Below are 17,055 nucleotides of genomic sequence, written 5' to 3'. Positions count from 1 at the left end.
CGCCGCCGCTCAGCTGCCGAGCGCCGCCGACACGACGGCTCTGGCCTCTTCCTGCACTTCGGCGAGGTGCTCGGCGCCCAGCAGGCTCTCGGCGTACAGCTTGTAGACGTCTTCCGTGCCCGACGGGCGCGCGGCGAACCACGCGTGCTCGGTCTGCACCTTGAGTCCGCCGATCGCCGCGCCGTTGCCGGGGGCGTTGGCGAGCTTTGCGGTGATCTTCTCTCCGGCGATGGTCGTCGCCGTCACGGCATCCGGTGCGAGCTTGCCGAGGGTCGCCTTCTGCTCCGGCGTCGCAGGGGCGTCGACGCGCTGGTACGCGGATGCTCCGAACGCCTGCTCCAGCTCGGCGTAGCGCTCGGACGGGCTTTTGCCGGTGACCGCGATGATCTCCGCGGCGAGCAGGCAGAGCAGGATGCCGTCCTTGTCGGTCGACCACACGCTCCCGTCGAGCCGCAGGAACGATGCGCCGGCCGACTCCTCGCCGCCGAACGCGACGGTGCCGTCGAGCAGGCCTGGTACGAACCATTTGAACCCGACCGGCACCTCGAGCAGCCGTCGCCCGAGCGACTCGGCAACGCGGTCGATGATCATCGACGAGACGAGGGTCTTGCCGATTGCGGCATCCCGAGGCCACTCCGCGCGATGGGAGAACAGGTAGTCGATCGCGACGGCGAGATAGTGGTTGGGGTTCATGAGCCCGGCGTCCGGGGTGACGATGCCGTGCCGGTCGGCGTCGGCGTCGTTGCCAGTGAGCACGTCGAAGTCGCCCTTCTTCGCGACCAGTGACGCCATGGCGTTCGGAGATGACGGATCCATCCGGATCTTCTCGTCCCAGTCCAGCGTCATGAAGCGCCAGGTCGGGTCGACTTCGGGGTTGACGACCGTGAGCTCGAGACCGTGCAGCTCCTTGATCAGCTGCCAGTATTCGACGGAGGCTCCGCCCAGAGGGTCTGCGCCGATGCGCACGCCCGCCTTCTTGATGGCCCCGATGTCGATGATGGTCGGCAGGTCGCGCACGTAGGCGTCGCGGAAGTCGTAGCTCGGGAGGGTGTCCCAGTCGATGTCGGCGAAGCTCTTGCTCTTCACATCCTTGAGCCCGCCCTCGATCAGCTCGTTCGCCCTGTCGGCGATCCAGCCCGTTGCGTCGGTGTCTGCAGGGCCGCCGTGCGGAGGGTTGTACTTGAATCCGCCGTCGCGCGGTGGGTTGTGCGACGGGGTCACGACGATGCCGTCGGCCCGTCCCGCAGCATCTGGTGCCAGATCGCGGTTGTGCGTGAGGATGGCGTGGCTCAGCGCCGGAGTCGGCACATACGAATCGCGGGAATCGACCCGCAGGTCGACACCGCCTGCGATCAGCACCTCGATCGCGCTGCGCTCTGCAGGCAGCGACAGCGCGTGCGTGTCGCGTCCGAGGAAGAGGGGGCCGTTGATCCCTTGCGAGCGGCGGTAATCCACGATCGCCTGCGTGGTGGCGAGGATGTGCTGCTCGTTGAAGCTCTTCGTCAGCGATGAGCCGCGATGACCGCTGGTGCCGAACACGACTCGCTGCGCGGGAACGGACGGATCGGGCACGCGGTCGTAGTACGCGGCGATCAGTTCGTCGACATCGATGAGGTCAGTTTCCTCCGCGGGGAGGCCGGCACGGCTCGTCATGTGTTCAGTCTGCCCCGAACTGGCCGTGGGCGCATCATCCCAGTCCGGTCTCGCAGCCGACGAAAGGGCTAGGGTGAAACGCGTGACTGAACGGCGCACCTACAGCTACCTCGGACCCGCAGGGACCTTCACAGAAGCCGCACTCGATCAGGTGGCAGAGGCGTGGGGCCAGGAGAGGCGACCCGTGCTGAACGTCGGCGAGGCTCTCGCCGACGTTCTCGAAGGCCGCAGCTACGCGGCGATGATCGCGATCGAGAACTCCATCGAGGGCGGCGTCTCCACCACCCAGGACGCCCTCGCGACGCTTCCCGGCCTTCGCATCATCGGCGAGTACCTGGTGAAGGTGAACTTCGTGCTCGTCGCCGCGCCGGGAACGAAGCTCGAAGACGTGACATCGATCGCCGCGCATCCCGTCGCATATGCCCAGTGCCACGGATGGCTCGGTGAGCACCTGCCACGTCACTCTCATGTTCCCGCCGCGAGCAACGTGGCATCCGCGATCGGCGTGCTCGACGGCACGTTGCCGGCACAGGCGGCGATCGCCCCTCCGGGAATCGCTGAGCACTACGACGTCGACGTGCTCGCCTCCGAGATCGGCGACAACATATCGGCCGTGACGCGTTTCGTGCTCGTGACTCGCACGGCCATTCCGCCGATGCCCACCGGTGCCGACAAGACGTCTCTGATCGTCGAGCTGCCCAATGACCGCCCGGGTGCGCTGCTCGAGATGCTCGAGCAGTTCTCGACCCGTGGCATCAACCTCTCACTGATCGAGTCGCGGCCGATCGGCGATGAGCTCGGCCGATACAGATTCGTGCTCGACGCTGACGGACACGTGCAGGACGAGCGGATGGCGGACGCCCTGCTCGGCATCCGCCGGTTCAGCCCCCGCGTCGTGTTCCTGGGTTCATACCCTCGGGCCGATCGACAGATCGTGCACTATCCCGACCGCTACGCCGACGAGGTGTTCGTCGAAGCGCGCGACTGGCTGCGCGACCTGCTCTCCGGCGCACCGGAAGAATGAGCCAGGTCCCTGAGCCGGGTCCCCGAGCTGGTCGATCCCTGAGCCTGTCGAAGGGTCAATGCTCCCGATATCGCGGCCAGCCGCTGCCGGGCCTCATGTGCGAATACAGCGCGCCCTTCGCGACCTCGAGTGACGGGTAGGTCCCGGTCTCGGCATCCGCCCCGCTCATGACGACGGTGTAGCCGTCATCTGAATGGCGGATGCTGCCGACGACACCGTTCGTTCCGTATGCGACCCACAGGCCTCGGGTCATGGTGGTGCTCATCATTGAACTCCTTCCGACACTGCCGACCGTACCGCGCGGGCGCGGATAAGGCCATAGCCCGCACTCCGGATGTCGGGAAGCTACAGTGCAGAGGCGATGAGCTCCAGCGTCTGCGCGCGACCAGCGGCGGAGTCCTTCGGCTCGGCGTCGTAGGCGCCCGCCACCGGGGAGAGCATGACCTCGTTCACGCCGTGCGTCTGGGCGAACGCGCGCACCTCAGCGGCGACCGACTCTCCGGTGCCGACGAACCACCGCTCCCGCGCGGCCTGCACCACCTGCTCGGTCGCAGCATCCGCTTCGGCGATGCCGGCGGCGATCGCCTCTTCGACCGTCTCGAGTGCGGTGAGTGGCTTGTTCAGACGCAGGCGCGACATCATGCGCAGCTGCGGTAGGGCACGCGCTTCGGCCTCTTCGGCCGAGGGGGAGGCGACGACGTTGACGGTGAGGAACGTGCGCGGCTCCGGGTGCGCCTCGCTGGGCTGGTAACCGGAGCGGTAGAGGTCGAGCGCCCGCTCGAGACCCTGGCCGGAGAAGTGATTCGCGAAGACGTACGGCAGGCCCTGGGATGCTGCGAGCTGTGCCGAGTAGTCGCTCGAGCCCAACAGCCACACGTCAGGAACGCTGGTCGCCGCTGGCGTGGCATGAACTGTGTACTCGCCGCCGGACGTGAAGCGCACGGTCGCGCCCTCGCCCGACAGGAGCAGTGAGATGTCCTGCACGTAGCGCGGGAACTGCTCGACGTCGCTGGTGGTGCCCGTCGTGCGCAACAGCTGCGTGATGACGGGATCGCTGCCGGGCGCGCGGCCGAGGCCGAGGTCGATGCGACCCGGCGCGATCGCCTCGAGCGCCGCGAACTGCTCTGCCACGATCAGCGGTGCGTGGTTCGGCAGCATGACGCCACCGGATCCCAGCTTCATGCGCTCGGTGCGCGAAGCCGCCGCGGCGATCAGAACCGGGGGAGTGGTGGATGCCACGGCGGGCATGTTGTGATGCTCGGCGAACCAGTAGCGGCGATAGCCGAGACGGTCGGCGATCTCAGCGAGACTGAGCGAGGCGGCGATCGCCTCCGCACTTGTCTGGCCGGTGCGCACCGGGACGAGGTCGAGCACGGACAGGGCGGGGGCTGCGGAAGTCATCACGAAGGGCAACAGGAGGGGAGGGCGGGGAATTCCCGCCCTCCCCTTTTCAACGGCGCAGATGTCCGTCTTGCGAGTACCGCCTCGATGCCGCGTCAGGCGAGCGCAGGCTCGACCGACGTGAAGGCATCCGCGAGGGCTCGCGTGCCGAGGTGGTATCTGATGTGCCAGCCGGCGTTGTAGTTCTGTTCGGGGAGATCCTCGATCAGAGCGATGTCGGACGGACTGAGTCCGTCCCGCAACGCCTCTCGCAGAAGGTCGTCTTTCGTGGCCGGATACTCCATGCCTGCGAGGAACTGGCTCATCTCAGGGGTGATGCGCATTTCCGACACTCCTCTCGATCTGTGTGGACGGTTCCGGATCAGGCGTCGATCGCCTGCCGGCGCTCGCGGGATTCGACCTCGATCTTGCGCGGCTTCGCGCGTTCGCTGACCGGGATGATCACCGAGAGCACGCCGCTCTCGTATGAGGCGCTGATCCCCTCGAGGTCGACGCCGTCGCCGAGGGTGAACTGGCGCAGGAACGATCCCGCGGCGCGTTCGCGCGCCAGCCAGCGCACGCCCTCCTGGTTGTCGGCCGTGCGCTGCGCGCGGAGCGTGAGCTGCGCGCCGTCCAGATCGACGTCGATCGAACCGGGATCGACGCCGGGGAGATCGGCGTGCAGAACGTACCTCTCTCCGTCGCGGAACAGGTCCACCGGCATCAGCCGGGGCGCGCGAACGGAGTCGAGCACGCTCGCAGCGAAGCGATCGAGCTGACTGAACGGATCGAATGTCATTGCCATGAGTTGTCTCCTTTCATGCGGCCCGTGCGGGCGGTTGTGGGTACTTATCTGCACCCTGTGCTATAGATTTGTTATAGAACAAGATGTCGGAAAATTGCAAGCCTCTAAGGAAGTTCTCAGCATGACGGAACGAAAGTCCCACACTCCCGTCTACGGCATCGCCGTGGCGGCGGCACTGGTCGGGTTGCCCGAGGCCACTCTGCGTCTGTTCGAGAGCAGAGGGCTGCTGACGCCGTCGCGCAGCGGCGGCGGGACCCGTCGCTACAGTGACGATGACATCGAGCGGATGCAACGGGCGGCCAGGCTTCGCGACGACGGCCTCAACATCGCGGCCATCAGTCGAGTGCTCGACCTGGAGGACGAGAACGCAGAGCTTCGCGAACAGCTCGACGAGGCATCCGAGTGACGGATCGAGGCACCCGCGTCGGTCGATGACGCTCCCGTAACGCACTGCCGGCATCGCTAGCATTCACTCATGGATGCCGCCCTGTTCTACGTGCTTGTCGGAGCCGTCATAGTGGCGGCGATCGCACGATGGCGCGGATGGCCGGCTCCACTGCTCGTGACGGTCGTGGCGCTCGCGGCATCCTTCCTCCCTTTCGTTCCAGAGGTGGCGATCGACGGGCACGTGCTTCTGAACCTCGTGCTGCCGCCGCTGCTGTACTCGGCGGCGCTGGATGTGTCGTTCGTCGGGTTCAAGCGCAGCCTTCCGCAGATCCGCCGGCTCGGCATCTGGCTGGTGCTGATCACCGCAGTCGCCGCCGGACTCGTCGCCTGGCTCATCTTCCCCGCGCTGACTCTGCCCGGCGCTCTCCTGCTCGGCGCGATCGTCGCCCCGCCGGACGCTGTCTCCGCCGCCGCCATCGGCCGCAGACTCGGGCTGCCGAGGCGCGTCATGACAGTGCTCTCGGGCGAGAGCCTCATCAACGATGCCACCTCGCTGACGCTGTACCGGGTGTTCGCGGCCATCATCGCCGGGGCGACGATCGGCGTCTGGGAGGGGATCTGGCAGTTCATCCTCGCCGTCGTGGTCGGCGTCGTCGTCGGCCTCGTGTTCGGCATCCTCCTCCACCAGCTCCGCATGCGTGTCGCCGACCCCGTCGTGATCGGCACGTTCGGGCTGCTCGTGCCGTTCGGGGCCTATGCGATCGCCGAGCACCTCGGCGGCTCCGGCGTGCTCGCCGTCGTCGCCATGGGCCTGTACGTCGGATACAACGCGCCGCGCACCGATTACACGACGAGGCAGCAGGAGGCACCGCTATGGCTGTCGGCGGATCTTCTGCTGGAGAGCTTCGTGTTCGCGTATATCGGGCTGCAGCTCCCGCGTGTGCTTGACGACCTGGGCGATGAGTCGATCGCGCACATCGGGTGGCTCTCCGGAGCCGTGCTGCTGGTCGTGCTGCTGGTGCGTCCGCTCTACATCTACCCTGCGCATGCAGTCGCACGGTTCCAGGAGCGCGCGCGGCTGCGGCGCTGGGATCGGGCAGTGGCCGCCGGGCGGTTCGATCCGAGCAGGCAGAGACCGGGACGCGCACCGCTCACCCCCGAGAAGATGAAGGGGCGGATCACGGAGCCCGCTCTGGACTGGAAGGACAACGCCGTGATCTCCTGGGCGGGTATGCGCGGGGTCGTGACCCTCGCGACCGCCTTGGCCGCAGCCGACATCGCAGAACTTCCCAAAGGCCCATCGCACGCGATCGTCATCGTCGCGTTCATCGTCACGGTCGGCACTCTGCTGCTGCAGGGGCTCACGCTGCCGCTGCTGATCCGACGCCTCGGCGTGGCGAGCGACGTGGATCACGAGGCGGATGTGCGAGCCCTCGCCGCAGTGCGTGCGCGCAGCAAGCAGGCCGGGAAGGCGTTCCTCACGGAGCAGCGCGCGCTGTGGGAGCAGAAGTACGGCGAGATCGACCTGCGAGCATTCGATGCCTTCGCAAAACGCATGACCAGGGTCGAGACCGACACCGACCACGCGCAGGAGACGGAAGAGGCAGCCGCGCGCCCGTCCGCCGAAGACCTCGTCGCGCTCTCCCGCGGATGGCTGCAGGTGCGGCGGGAGGTGCTCCTGGAGGAGCGCGATGCCGGAAACCTCGACGAAGAGGTGATGCGTGAGCTGATCACGGCGATGGATGCTGAGGAGTTGGCGCTCGACACGCGAGGAGCCATGCGGCTGCCGGGCCGCGCCTAGCCGCGCGCGGCTTGGGCCCCCGAAACAGGACTTGCCGCACGAAACAGGACGTGGGAACGCCTGTCTCGTGCGGCAAGTCCTGTTTCGAGGGGAATGTCAGCGGGTCGGGGCGGGCTCCGCTTCGACCGCGCCCTCGTCAGCGGCATCCTCAGCCGAGTCGTCCGCGAAGGGCAGGCCCTCGCGCGGAGCGTTGTAGAGCTCCTCGTCGAGGATGCCCTCCCGCTTCGCGACGATGGTGGGCACCAGCGCCTGGCCGGCGACGTTGACCGCGGTGCGGCCCATGTCGAGGATCGGGTCGATCGCCAGCAGCAGGCCGACGCCCTCGAGGGGCAGGCCGAGCGTCGACAACGTGAGGGTGAGCATGACGGTCGCGCCGGTGGTGCCGGCAGTGGCGGCAGAGCCCAGGACCGAGACGAGCACGATCAGCAGGTACTGCACGATGTTCAGTTCGATGCCGAAGAACTGTGCGACGAAGATCGCGGCGATCGCGGGGTAGATGGCCGCGCATCCGTCCATCTTGGTGGTCGAGCCGAAGGGCACGGCGAACGAGGCGTAGGAGCTGGGCACGCCGAGGTTCCGCTCGGTGACACGCTCGGTGAGGGGCAGCGTGCCGATCGAGGAGCGGCTGACGAAGCCGAGCTGCACGGCGGGCCACACGCCAGTGAAGTACTGCTTGATCGACAGGCCGTGTGCCCTGACCAGCACAGGGTAGACGACGAAGATCACCAGGGCCAGGCCGATGTAGACGGCGGCGGCGAACCAGGCGAGGGAAGCGAGCTTCTCCCAGCCGTACTTGATCACGGCCGAGCCGATGAGGCCGAAGGTTCCGAGCGGGGCGATGCGGATGATCCACCACACCACGCGCTGGATCACCTTGAGCAGCGACTCGGTGAAGGCGAGGAACGGCTCGGCCTTCTTGCCGGCCTTGAGGGCTGCGATGCCGACGACTGCGGCGACGACGATCACCTGCAGGATGTTGAAGCTGATGCTGGATTCCACGGTGCCCGCATCCGCGTCGAACGAGCTGCGCGCACCGATGCCGAGGAAGTTCTGCGGGATGAGGCCGAGGAGGAAGTTCCACCACGTGCCGACCGCGTAGGGCTCGCTCGGCTCCAGGCCGTCGCCGGCGCGGGCGCCGGGCTGGATGACGAGGCCCAGCACGATGCCGATCGTCACGGCGATGAACGCGGTGATCGCGAACCAGAGCAGGGTCTGTCCGGCGAGGCGTGCGGCGTTCTGCACGCGGCGGAGATTCGAGATGCTGGCGACGATCGCAGTGAAGATGAGCGGCACGACTGCGGCGCGCAGGATCGTGACGTATGAGCTGCCGATCGTGTCGAGGGTGGCGGAGAGGCCGTTCGGACTGTCAGTCGTGGCACCGAGGCCTCTGCCGATGAGTCCGGCGACGATGCCGAGGACGAGGGCCGCGAGGATCTGGAACCCGAACGAGGTCAGAAGTTTGCGTGCGGGACTGCGGGTGTCGGGCGCTTTCTGGGCGCGGGTGGTGCTGCTCATGAGACTCCAACTCGAAGGGCGCCGGATGTGCGCCACGAGAGTCAACGTTAGGAGCAGTCAGTGGTTCGAAGGCGGAGATGACGAAGGATGACGGATGCCGAAGCATCCGTCATCCTGTTAATCGCGCGGCTCGTCAGAGGTGGGAGGTCACTCGGCGGGGGCGCAGGACGGCATCCTGCATCGTGGCCGTCACCAGGTCCTTCGCCTCCTGAGTGGTCTGCAGGTCTTCGCCGCCGGCCTTGTTCTGAGGTCATGATCGGCGACATCTGAGTCGAGGAACTCGCCGGCGATGCAGTCGACCTGCTCCTCGGTGAGGACGCCGCCCTGCCCTGCGTCTTCGAGGATCGTCGTGATTCCGGTGCTGAGTTCCTCAGTGGAGGGGCGGTCAGAGCCTCCACCCGGGCCGCCGGCGCAACCCGCGAGGCAGACGGCCAGGGCCGCGATCGGCAGGGTCATGAGGATGCGGGAGCGCAGGTTCCGGTCGATGTTCATGGTTTCGAGCTACGCAGTCGGTCGGTCGGCGGTCACTCGACCGAGATCTCGCCGTCGATGACTCCATGAGTTGATGGCCAATGCCTCTCAGCACGCGGCGATCGAAGCGGGTGACTGCGCCTATGCCAGCACGAGCAATTCACCGACCTCGCAGCCGAGCGCATCGCAGATCGCCCGCAGCGTCGAGTACCTGATCGCCCGCGCCCGGTCGTTCTTCAGCACCGACAGATTGACGATGCTCACCCCGACCCTCGAACTCAACTCGGTCAGCGTCATTCCGCGTTCCGCAAGCAACTCGTCGAGCCGGCAGTGGATGCCCGTCTCCTCCTCTTCCACTGCGGGAGTCACACCAGGCCCTCCGCGTCCTTCTGCAGAGCTGTGCCTCGACGGAACACGATCACCAGCACGCCGACCGCGATGGCTGCGACGAAGAGCGGGATCCCGTCAGAGAAAAGAAGCCACCGCTGATAGTCGAACTCTCCGCCCAACGCCGCGACGACTCCGTTCAGGCCCATGTTCTCGAACCAAGGTCCGATAAGTCCTGCGGCCAACAGGCCTATCGACATCGCGAAGGTGAGGCGTGTGTTGACGCGGTCGAACAGGATGCCGCGCATCAGTCTCCGGCACAGGACGACTCCGAGAACCGCGACCGCGATCAGACACAGGGCGCGCAGAGTGATCGCCAGCACCAGCGAGATGATGCTGACCGTGTTCACATCCGCGACGACGAGCGTTGCGGAATCGACAATGGCGGGTGCCCCGTCGCCTATCGCAGCAGTGATCTCCTGCGCCGGCACGCGGGTCGTCACTGTCACCGAGCCTGCCGTGCCGAACAGCTCGACAATGCGTCGGATGCCGTCGAATAACAGCCAGGCGATGACCAGAGCGCCCACGACGATCGCGGTGTTGAGGTCGTTGCGATCCGCCTTGATCTTCGAGCTCTCCATCAGACCAACCCTTCCGTCTCGCGCTGCAGACGCTGGCCGACTTCGAACGCCGTCGCCACGAGTGCCAGAGCGATGCCCCATCCGATCGGCGTGGGATCCAGCTGATACAGGAACATCCAGAATCCGGCGATATCGGCGCCGGACGCCGCGAGTTGCTCGACCACCTGAGCGCGAGCGAACGCGCCGAACAGCGGAGCGATCATCGCCGTCACGACAAGAGTGAACGCCGCCGTCGCCAGCACCGGAACCATCGAGCGCCGGAACGCCCGCTGCCGGATCAGCGACAGCCCCAGCCACCACAGCGCCGCGCACACGATGACCGTCGCCAGCACCGGAAGTGCGACCTCCGCGAGCAGGAGCCAGCGCGTGCCGGCATCCAGAGTCTCGAACGAGACCAGCGATTGCGTGTACTCCGCCGCCGTGACCCCGTCCGCACCTGCGAGTGGTGTCATCTCCGCGCCGTCCACCGGCAGGCTCACCGGAACGGGCGACCCGAAGACTTCGATTCCCGCGCCGACGGCGCCGAAGACGGATGCGATCCCGATGCTCACGGCACCTGTCGCGACCAGCCCGAGCGCGACTGCCTCGCTGAGGGACGGGCGTCCAGTACGCGTGTCCATGCGAACCTCCATATCGAATATCGTTGTTATCGACTTCCGTTAAGATAACGACTCTCGATAACACCGTCAACCCTTGTCGCTGCATGTGCTCTTCAGAAGCCATCGCGGGGTATGCCGACGGCGAACACGGGCATGCAGGCCCCGATCCCTCGTTACTCTCGATGTACAGGCGCTGAAGAGCCGCCTGGCGTCAGTGCATTCGCCCCGTGCGAACCAAGGAGTTGACAATGTTCGAGAGATTCACCGACCGTGCCCGTCGTGTCGTCGTCCTCGCCCAAGAAGAGGCGAAGATGCTCAACCACAACTACATCGGCACCGAGCACATCCTGCTCGGCCTCATCCACGAGGGTGAAGGCGTTGCCGCCAAGGCGCTGGAGTCGCTCGGCATCTCCCTCGACGCCGTGCGCGAGCAGGTGCAGGACATCATCGGTCAGGGCCAGCAGCAGCCGACCGGTCACATCCCCTTCACGCCGCGCGCCAAGAAGGTGCTCGAGCTGAGCCTGCGCGAAGCGCTGCAGCTCGGCCACAACTACATCGGCACCGAGCACATCCTGCTCGGCCTCATCCGCGAGGGTGAAGGCGTCGCTGCTCAGGTGCTCGTCAAGCTCGGCGCAGACCTGAACAAGGTGCGCCAGCAGGTCATCCAGCTGCTCTCCGGCGCCCCGGGCCGCGAGCCCGCCGCAGTCGGCGCGACCACGAACGACAGCCAGCAGGCCGCCCAGGGCGGGTCAGCAGTGCTCGACCAGTTCGGTCGCAACCTCACCCAGGCGGCGCGCGACAACAAGCTCGACCCGGTGATCGGGCGCGAGAAGGAGATCGAGCGGGTCATGCAGATCCTCTCCCGCCGGTCCAAGAACAACCCCGTCCTGATCGGTGAGCCCGGCGTCGGCAAGACCGCCGTCGTCGAGGGCCTCGCCCAGGCGATCGTCAAGGGCGACGTGCCCGAGACGCTGAAGGACAAGCAGCTCTACTCGCTCGACCTCGGCTCGCTCATCGCCGGCTCCCGCTACCGTGGTGACTTCGAGGAGCGCCTGAAGAAGGTCACCAAGGAGATCCGCACGCGCGGCGACATCATCGTCTTCATCGACGAGATCCACACCCTCGTGGGAGCGGGCGCTGCCGAGGGTGCGATCGACGCCGCCAGCATCCTGAAGCCCCTCCTCGCCCGTGGCGAGCTGCAGACGATCGGTGCGACGACGCTCGACGAGTACCGCAAGCACTTCGAGAAGGATGCTGCGCTCGAGCGCCGCTTCCAGTCGATCCAGGTGGCTGAGCCGAGCCTGCCTCACACGATCAACATCCTCAAGGGACTGCGCGACCGCTACGAGGCGCACCACAAGGTGCAGATCACCGACGGCGCGATCGTCGCGGCATCCAATCTCGCCGACCGCTACGTCGCGGACCGCTTCCTGCCGGACAAGGCCATCGACCTGATCGACGAGGCCGGAGCCCGCCTGCGCCTGTCGATCCTGTCCAGCCCGCCCGAGCTGCGCGAGTTCGACGAGAAGATCGCCGCGGTGCGCGAGCAGAAGGAAGCGGCATCCGAGGAGCAGGACTTCGAGAAGGCCGCATCGCTGCGCGATGAGGAGAAGAGCCTCCTGGCCGAGCGCCTGCGCCTCGAGAAGCAGTGGCGCTCCGGTGACGTCGCGACCGCGGCAGTGGTCGATGAGGGCCTGATCGCCGAAGTGCTCGCACAGGCCACCGGCATCCCGGTGTTCAAGCTGACCGAGGAGGAGTCCAGCCGGCTCGTTTTCATGGAGAAGGCGCTGCATCAGCGTGTCGTCGGGCAGGAAGAGGCCATCGCGGCGCTCTCCCGCACGATCCGTCGTCAGCGTGCGGGCCTCAAGGACCCGAAGCGCCCCTCGGGTTCGTTCATCTTCGCCGGCCCTACGGGTGTGGGAAAGACCGAGCTCGCCAAGGCGCTTGCCGAGTTCCTGTTCGACGATGAGGGCGCCCTCATCTCGCTCGACATGAGCGAGTTCGGCGAGAAGCACACCGTCTCCAGGCTCTTCGGCGCCCCTCCAGGGTTCGTCGGCTTCGAAGAAGGTGGCCAGCTCACCGAGAAGGTGCGCCGCAAGCCCTTCAGCGTTGTGCTTTTCGATGAGATCGAGAAGGCACACCCCGATATCTTCAACTCGCTGCTGCAGATCCTCGAAGAGGGTCGCCTCACCGATGGTCAGGGTCGGGTCGTGGACTTCAAGAACACGGTGATCATCATGACGACCAACCTCGGCTCGTCCGCGATCGCCGGAGGCCCGGTCGGCTTCCAGCTCGAGGGCAACGCACAGACCAGCTACGAGCGGATGAAGGGCAAGGTCGACGAAGAGCTCAAGCGGCACTTCAAGCCCGAGTTCCTCAACCGTGTCGACGATGTCATCGTCTTCCCGCAACTGTCGAAGGAAGAGCTCGTACAGATCGTCGATCTGTTCGTCAAGCGTCTCAGCGACCGTCTGCTCGACCGCGACATGACGGTGGAGCTGTCGCAGCCGGCCAAGGAGCGCCTCATCGAGATCGGCTTCGACCCGGCACTCGGTGCTCGCCCGCTGCGTCGTGCGATGCAGCGGGAGATCGAGGACCAGCTGTCGGAGAAGATCCTGCACGGCGAGCTCAACCCCGGCGACCACGTGAAGGTGGATGCCAAGGACGGCAAGTTCCAGTTCGAGACCGCCCCGCGTGGCGAGAAGGTCTCGATCGGCATCAACACCGGTGGCGCGATCACCTCGAGCCCCGACCTGGCTGCTGCCTCGGGCGAGTAGACCCATAGGTGAAAAAGGCGGATGCTACGGCATCCGCCTTTTTCGCGTCAGGTGCACGTGGGAAAAGTCGCGTCAGATGCACGTGGGAAAACCCGGACGATCTGGCGTGTCGACGGCGAGTCGCATCCGAACTCGCCGTGGCGCGCACGATTCGTCTACGATTTCCGATCGGTGAGCGCGGGCGTGGCGCGCGAATACGGGGCTTGAGGCGGGGCGAGTTTAGGCTGGAGACGTGAGCGAGTACACCGTCCGCCCGGCGCGCAGCGCCGACATCCTCGGCATCCACACCCTGTTGGAGCCGCTGGTCGAGCGACGTATCCTGCTCGGCAAGGATCTCGCGGTGCTCTATGGCGCGGTGCAGGAGTTCGTCGTCGCAGAGATCGACGGTGAGCTCATCGGATGCGGCGCGCTGCACGTGATGTGGGAGGACCTCGGCGAGGTGCGCACACTGATCGTGCGCGACGACTGGCTGCACCACGGCGTCGGACGTGCCCTGATCCAAGGGCTCGAGGAAAGGGCGATTGCGCTGGGCCTGCGGCGGCTGTTCTGCCTCACATTCGAGGTCGAGTTCTTCACCCGCCACGGATTCGCACCGATCGGCGAACAAGTCGTCGACCCCGATGTCTACTCGCAGCTGCTGCGCAGCCCCGACGAGGGTGTCGCAGAGTTCCTCGATCTTGCGCACGTGAAGCCGAACACTCTCGGCAACACGCGCATGCTGAAGAATCTGTGATGGCCCTTCGCAGATCGGACGCCGTATACCGCCGTCGTCGGATCGTCGTCTTCGGCGGTCTGATCATTCTGCTCGTCGCGCTCGCAGCGGGTGTCTGGCTTGCGATCGCGCAGCCCTGGTCGGATGCCGGGGCAGAGCCGAAGCCCAGGCCGACGACGTCAGACAGCACCGCTCCCGAGAACCCGGCCCCGACGGCGTCGGACTCGCCGTCGCCAGAGCCGACGGACGACGAGACCGAGACGGCAACGCCGTGTCAGGCGGGCGACGTCGCCGTCGAGGCGATCACGGATGCCGACACCTATCCCGCGGGCGCACTCCCGCAGCTCTCCATCTCGCTCACGAATACGGGTTCCTCGGACTGCACGATCGACGTCGGCTCGACGACCCAGGTGTTCACCGTCTCCAGCGGGAGCGACACCTGGTGGCGCTCCACCGATTGCCAGGAGAGCCCGAGCAGCATGGTCGTGACCCTCGCGGCGGGACAGACCGTGACGAGTGCGACGCCGGTGCAGTGGGACCGCACCCGCTCCGACGTCGCGACGTGCGATCAGGAGAATCGCCCCCGCGCACCCGGCGGCGGTGCTTCGTATCACCTTGCCGTCTCGATCGGCGGCTTCGAGGGCGCCGAGACGCGACAGATTCTGCTGTATTGAGCGCCGCACGGCACTCTCGGCGACGGCATCGGGATGACCTCACTGGCTCGATGCTGACAGCCGCAGTCCTTTGGGATACCATAGGCACGACTCTTGAGATTCTTCGGTGCAAGCCATCCCCAGTGGCGTCGTATTCAGCGTCCCCAGCGCTTCGACATGTCACCGTTCAAGAGTTCGAGGGCCCTTTCGAGTACTCCAGTCCCCAATGGATAACTCGAGAGGGCCCCAACCATTTCCACGCCTGACTCATGCCCTCCCGAACAGTCTTTAGGCTGGAAGCATGGCAGCGAAGAAGTCGAAGGGTGCCGGTAAGAAACCGGCACCGGAGGAGTTCCGCTCTGAAGCGCTCTCACAGGCGCTCGAGAAGCAGGACATGGCTGCAGTGGCTCTCGCCCTGCGCCACGGGACGACGGTCGTGCCGTTGCTCCGGTCGGGCGACCGTGACAATCCGCTCGATGGCGGTGAAGTCTGGACCTACCGTGACCAGGCGACCGGAGACGTCGCCCTGCTGCTGTTCAGCGATGCGAAGAACAAGCCGGCGAATCTGCCACCCGGCGTCGGCATCTACTCGCCGGAGTGGTTGCGGGCGTTCTTGACCACGCACCGCGACACAATCACCACGGTCTTCCTCGATATCGCGGGTCCGCACCCGATGCAGGCGTCCCCTGGCGACCTGCTCGCGGCGCTCGACGCCTGACAGGGCATCATCAGAACGGCAGGGCATCAGAACGGCGGGGCGTCCGGCTCGCGGCGCGGCCTCGCAGGATGCGACGATCTGCTGCGTGATCTCACGTCGTTCAGCGCGGCGTCGAGCGACTTCGAGCGCTCATCGATGACCTGCTCGTACCCGAGCCTCTTCGCCTCCGACCGACGCTGCGCGGCCTGTGTGACGGCGCGCACCTCGCCGGCGAGGCTGAGTTCTCCGACTGCCGCGATCGTGCGCGGCACGGAGAACTGCTGCACCGACCCCGCCACGGCGATCGCGATCGCGAGATCGGCCGCTGGCTCCGTGAACCGTACGCCTCCGACGGTGGACACGTAGACGTCCAACTTTCCGGTGGGGATGCGTCCGCGCTTCTCGAGGATCGCGAGGACCATCGCCACTCGCGCCGAGTCGAGCCCCGACACCACTCGTCGAGGATTCGGGGCGGTGGATTCCACCGTCAGAGCCTGCACCTCGACGGGCAGAGCGCGACGGCCCTCCATCGAGATCGCGACGCACGTGCCGGGTTCGGTCGAACCGTGGCCGAGGAACAGACCGCTGGGGTCTGGCACCTCGGCGATTCCGTCGCCCGTCATCTCGAAGCAGCCGACCTCGTCGGTGGGGCCGAAGCGATTCTTCAGCGCGCGGATGAACCGCAGCGCGGTCTGCCGATCTCCCTCGAAATGGCAGACGACATCGACGAGGTGCTCGAGGATGCGGGGACCGGCGACCTGCCCGTCCTTCGTGACGTGCCCGACGATGATGATCGGAAGGCTCCGCTCCTTCGCCACCCGGATCAGAGTGGCCGCGACCTCGCGCACCTGGCTGGGCTGGCCCGCCGCTCCGTCGGAGAGGGAGGATGCCACTGTCTGCACCGAGTCGACGATCACGAGCTGGGGCTTCACCTCATCGATGTGGCCGAGGATCGTGGCGAGGTCTGTCTCGCTCGCCAGATACAGCTCGTCGTGCAGGGCTCCGGTGCGCTCTGCGCGCAGTCGCACCTGCGCCTGCGATTCCTCAGCGCTCGCGTACAGCACTCGACGACCGCCCCGCGCCGCCTGGGCCGCGACCTCGAGCAGCAGCGTGGACTTGCCGACTCCCGGCTCGCCGCTGAGCAGGATGGCCGCACCCGGCACGATGCCGCCGCCGAGCACCCGATCGAACTCGGCCACCCCACTGGTGCGGCGTGGAGTCTCCGCCGTGGTGATCTGCGTGATGGGGCGGGCGGCGCGATCTGATCCAGGCGCGAGCGGGGTCAGCTGCCGCAGGATGCCGGTCTTCGCCGCCTGCTCCTGCACAGTGCCCCACTGCTGGCATTCACCGCAACGGCCGACCCACTTCGACGTCGTCCACCCGCATTCGGTGCAGACGAAAGCCGAGGGCGCGGGGCGACGGGTTGCCATTCCTACAGGCTAGTCGCGGCATCCGACACCTCACGCCGCTCGGGAGTCGATGTCGCGACGCTATCGACGGCATCCGACATCTCTATCGCGCAGAGGCCCATTCTGGCCATGCGCTGAATGGGCCCACGGGATACTGGAATCAGCGCCGATGACGTCTCGTCTGAGGGCCGATTCCGGCCCGCT

General features: G+C 66.6%; 18 protein-coding genes. 7 read left to right on the top strand and 11 right to left on the bottom strand.

Annotated features, from left to right (window positions below; genetic code table 11):
* Window positions 1-9: 9 nt before the first annotated feature.
* Entirely contained in the window at window positions 10-1,653 is a 1,644-nt protein-coding gene (gene pgm / locus HDC95_RS06495; protein ID WP_259062483.1) for a phosphoglucomutase (alpha-D-glucose-1,6-bisphosphate-dependent), read from the bottom strand.
* Between the two features lie 73 nt (window positions 1,654-1,726).
* Between pgm and pheA the strand changes: the two genes are divergently transcribed.
* Window positions 1,727-2,677 (top strand): prephenate dehydratase, encoded by a 951-nt coding sequence (gene pheA, locus HDC95_RS06490; RefSeq protein WP_259062482.1) that lies wholly within the window; start codon window positions 1,727-1,729, stop codon window positions 2,675-2,677.
* A gap of 55 nt (window positions 2,678-2,732) precedes the next feature.
* Here pheA and HDC95_RS06485 read toward each other — a convergent pair whose 3' ends face one another.
* The 4 genes from HDC95_RS06485 to HDC95_RS06470 form a co-directional block, all read right to left on the bottom strand.
* Complete coding sequence (locus tag HDC95_RS06485; RefSeq protein ID WP_259062481.1) at window positions 2,733-2,945, bottom strand: methyltransferase; 213 nt, start codon at window positions 2,943-2,945, stop codon at window positions 2,733-2,735.
* Window positions 2,946-3,022: 77 nt separating this feature from the next.
* The gene (locus tag HDC95_RS06480; RefSeq protein WP_259062480.1) at window positions 3,023-4,078 is read right to left on the bottom strand and encodes an LLM class flavin-dependent oxidoreductase; all 1,056 of its coding nucleotides are present in this window, start codon (window positions 4,076-4,078) and stop codon (window positions 3,023-3,025) included.
* Between the two features lie 95 nt (window positions 4,079-4,173).
* Window positions 4,174-4,401 (bottom strand): DUF2795 domain-containing protein, encoded by a 228-nt coding sequence (locus HDC95_RS06475; protein ID WP_259062478.1) that lies wholly within the window; start codon window positions 4,399-4,401, stop codon window positions 4,174-4,176.
* A 38-nt stretch (window positions 4,402-4,439) separates the two neighbouring features.
* The gene (locus tag HDC95_RS06470) at window positions 4,440-4,862 is read right to left on the bottom strand and encodes an Hsp20/alpha crystallin family protein (RefSeq protein WP_259062477.1); all 423 of its coding nucleotides are present in this window, start codon (window positions 4,860-4,862) and stop codon (window positions 4,440-4,442) included.
* A 121-nt stretch (window positions 4,863-4,983) separates the two neighbouring features.
* On the opposite strand from HDC95_RS06470, the gene HDC95_RS06465 reads away from it, so the two are divergent.
* Window positions 4,984-5,268 (top strand): MerR family transcriptional regulator, encoded by a 285-nt coding sequence (locus HDC95_RS06465; protein ID WP_259062476.1) that lies wholly within the window; start codon window positions 4,984-4,986, stop codon window positions 5,266-5,268.
* A gap of 69 nt (window positions 5,269-5,337) precedes the next feature.
* Window positions 5,338-7,050, top strand: coding sequence for a sodium:proton antiporter (locus HDC95_RS06460; protein ID WP_259062475.1), 1,713 nt, complete (start codon window positions 5,338-5,340; stop codon window positions 7,048-7,050).
* A gap of 96 nt (window positions 7,051-7,146) precedes the next feature.
* Here the strand turns inward: HDC95_RS06460 and HDC95_RS06455 are convergent, their stop codons facing one another.
* The 5 genes from HDC95_RS06455 to HDC95_RS06435 form a co-directional block, all read right to left on the bottom strand.
* The gene (locus HDC95_RS06455) at window positions 7,147-8,565 is read right to left on the bottom strand and encodes a dicarboxylate/amino acid:cation symporter (protein ID WP_259062474.1); all 1,419 of its coding nucleotides are present in this window, start codon (window positions 8,563-8,565) and stop codon (window positions 7,147-7,149) included.
* A gap of 189 nt (window positions 8,566-8,754) precedes the next feature.
* Complete coding sequence (locus tag HDC95_RS06450; protein ID WP_259062473.1) at window positions 8,755-9,057, bottom strand: hypothetical protein; 303 nt, start codon at window positions 9,055-9,057, stop codon at window positions 8,755-8,757.
* Between the two features lie 120 nt (window positions 9,058-9,177).
* Complete coding sequence (locus HDC95_RS06445) at window positions 9,178-9,405, bottom strand: helix-turn-helix transcriptional regulator (protein ID WP_259062472.1); 228 nt, start codon at window positions 9,403-9,405, stop codon at window positions 9,178-9,180.
* Window positions 9,402-10,004: a hypothetical protein gene (locus HDC95_RS06440; protein ID WP_259062471.1), complete on the bottom strand. Its 603-nt coding sequence runs from the start codon at window positions 10,002-10,004 to the stop codon at window positions 9,402-9,404. Before HDC95_RS06440 ends, HDC95_RS06445 begins: the two co-directional genes overlap by 4 nt.
* Entirely contained in the window at window positions 10,004-10,624 is a 621-nt protein-coding gene (locus HDC95_RS06435) for a hypothetical protein (protein ID WP_259062470.1), read from the bottom strand. Before HDC95_RS06435 ends, HDC95_RS06440 begins: the two co-directional genes overlap by 1 nt.
* A gap of 227 nt (window positions 10,625-10,851) precedes the next feature.
* Here HDC95_RS06435 and HDC95_RS06430 point away from each other — a divergent pair, with 227 nt between their 5' ends.
* The 4 genes from HDC95_RS06430 to HDC95_RS06415 all read left to right on the top strand — a co-directional run bounded on the left by HDC95_RS06430 (window position 10,852) and on the right by HDC95_RS06415 (window position 15,463).
* Complete coding sequence (locus HDC95_RS06430; protein WP_259062468.1) at window positions 10,852-13,380, top strand: ATP-dependent Clp protease ATP-binding subunit; 2,529 nt, start codon at window positions 10,852-10,854, stop codon at window positions 13,378-13,380.
* 232 nt (window positions 13,381-13,612) lie between these two features.
* Entirely contained in the window at window positions 13,613-14,113 is a 501-nt protein-coding gene (locus tag HDC95_RS06425) for an amino-acid N-acetyltransferase (RefSeq protein WP_259062467.1), read from the top strand.
* Complete coding sequence (locus HDC95_RS06420; RefSeq protein WP_259062466.1) at window positions 14,113-14,766, top strand: hypothetical protein; 654 nt, start codon at window positions 14,113-14,115, stop codon at window positions 14,764-14,766. Before HDC95_RS06425 ends, HDC95_RS06420 begins: the two co-directional genes overlap by 1 nt.
* Window positions 14,767-15,046: 280 nt before the next feature.
* A complete protein-coding gene (locus tag HDC95_RS06415) occupies window positions 15,047-15,463 on the top strand; it encodes a dehydrogenase (RefSeq protein ID WP_259062465.1) in 417 nt (138 codons plus the stop codon).
* 26 nt (window positions 15,464-15,489) lie between these two features.
* Here HDC95_RS06415 and radA read toward each other — a convergent pair whose 3' ends face one another.
* On the bottom strand, window positions 15,490-16,872 hold the full coding sequence (gene radA / locus HDC95_RS06410) for a DNA repair protein RadA (protein WP_259062464.1): 1,383 nt from the start codon (window positions 16,870-16,872) through the stop codon (window positions 15,490-15,492).
* Between the last annotated feature and the right edge of the window lie 183 nt (window positions 16,873-17,055).

This window comes from Microbacterium sp. AK031, from assembly GCF_024807145.1.
In the GTDB taxonomy this organism is placed as follows: Bacteria; Actinomycetota; Actinomycetes; order Actinomycetales; family Microbacteriaceae; genus Microbacterium.
This window is presented reverse-complemented; position numbering and strand designations above follow the sequence as displayed.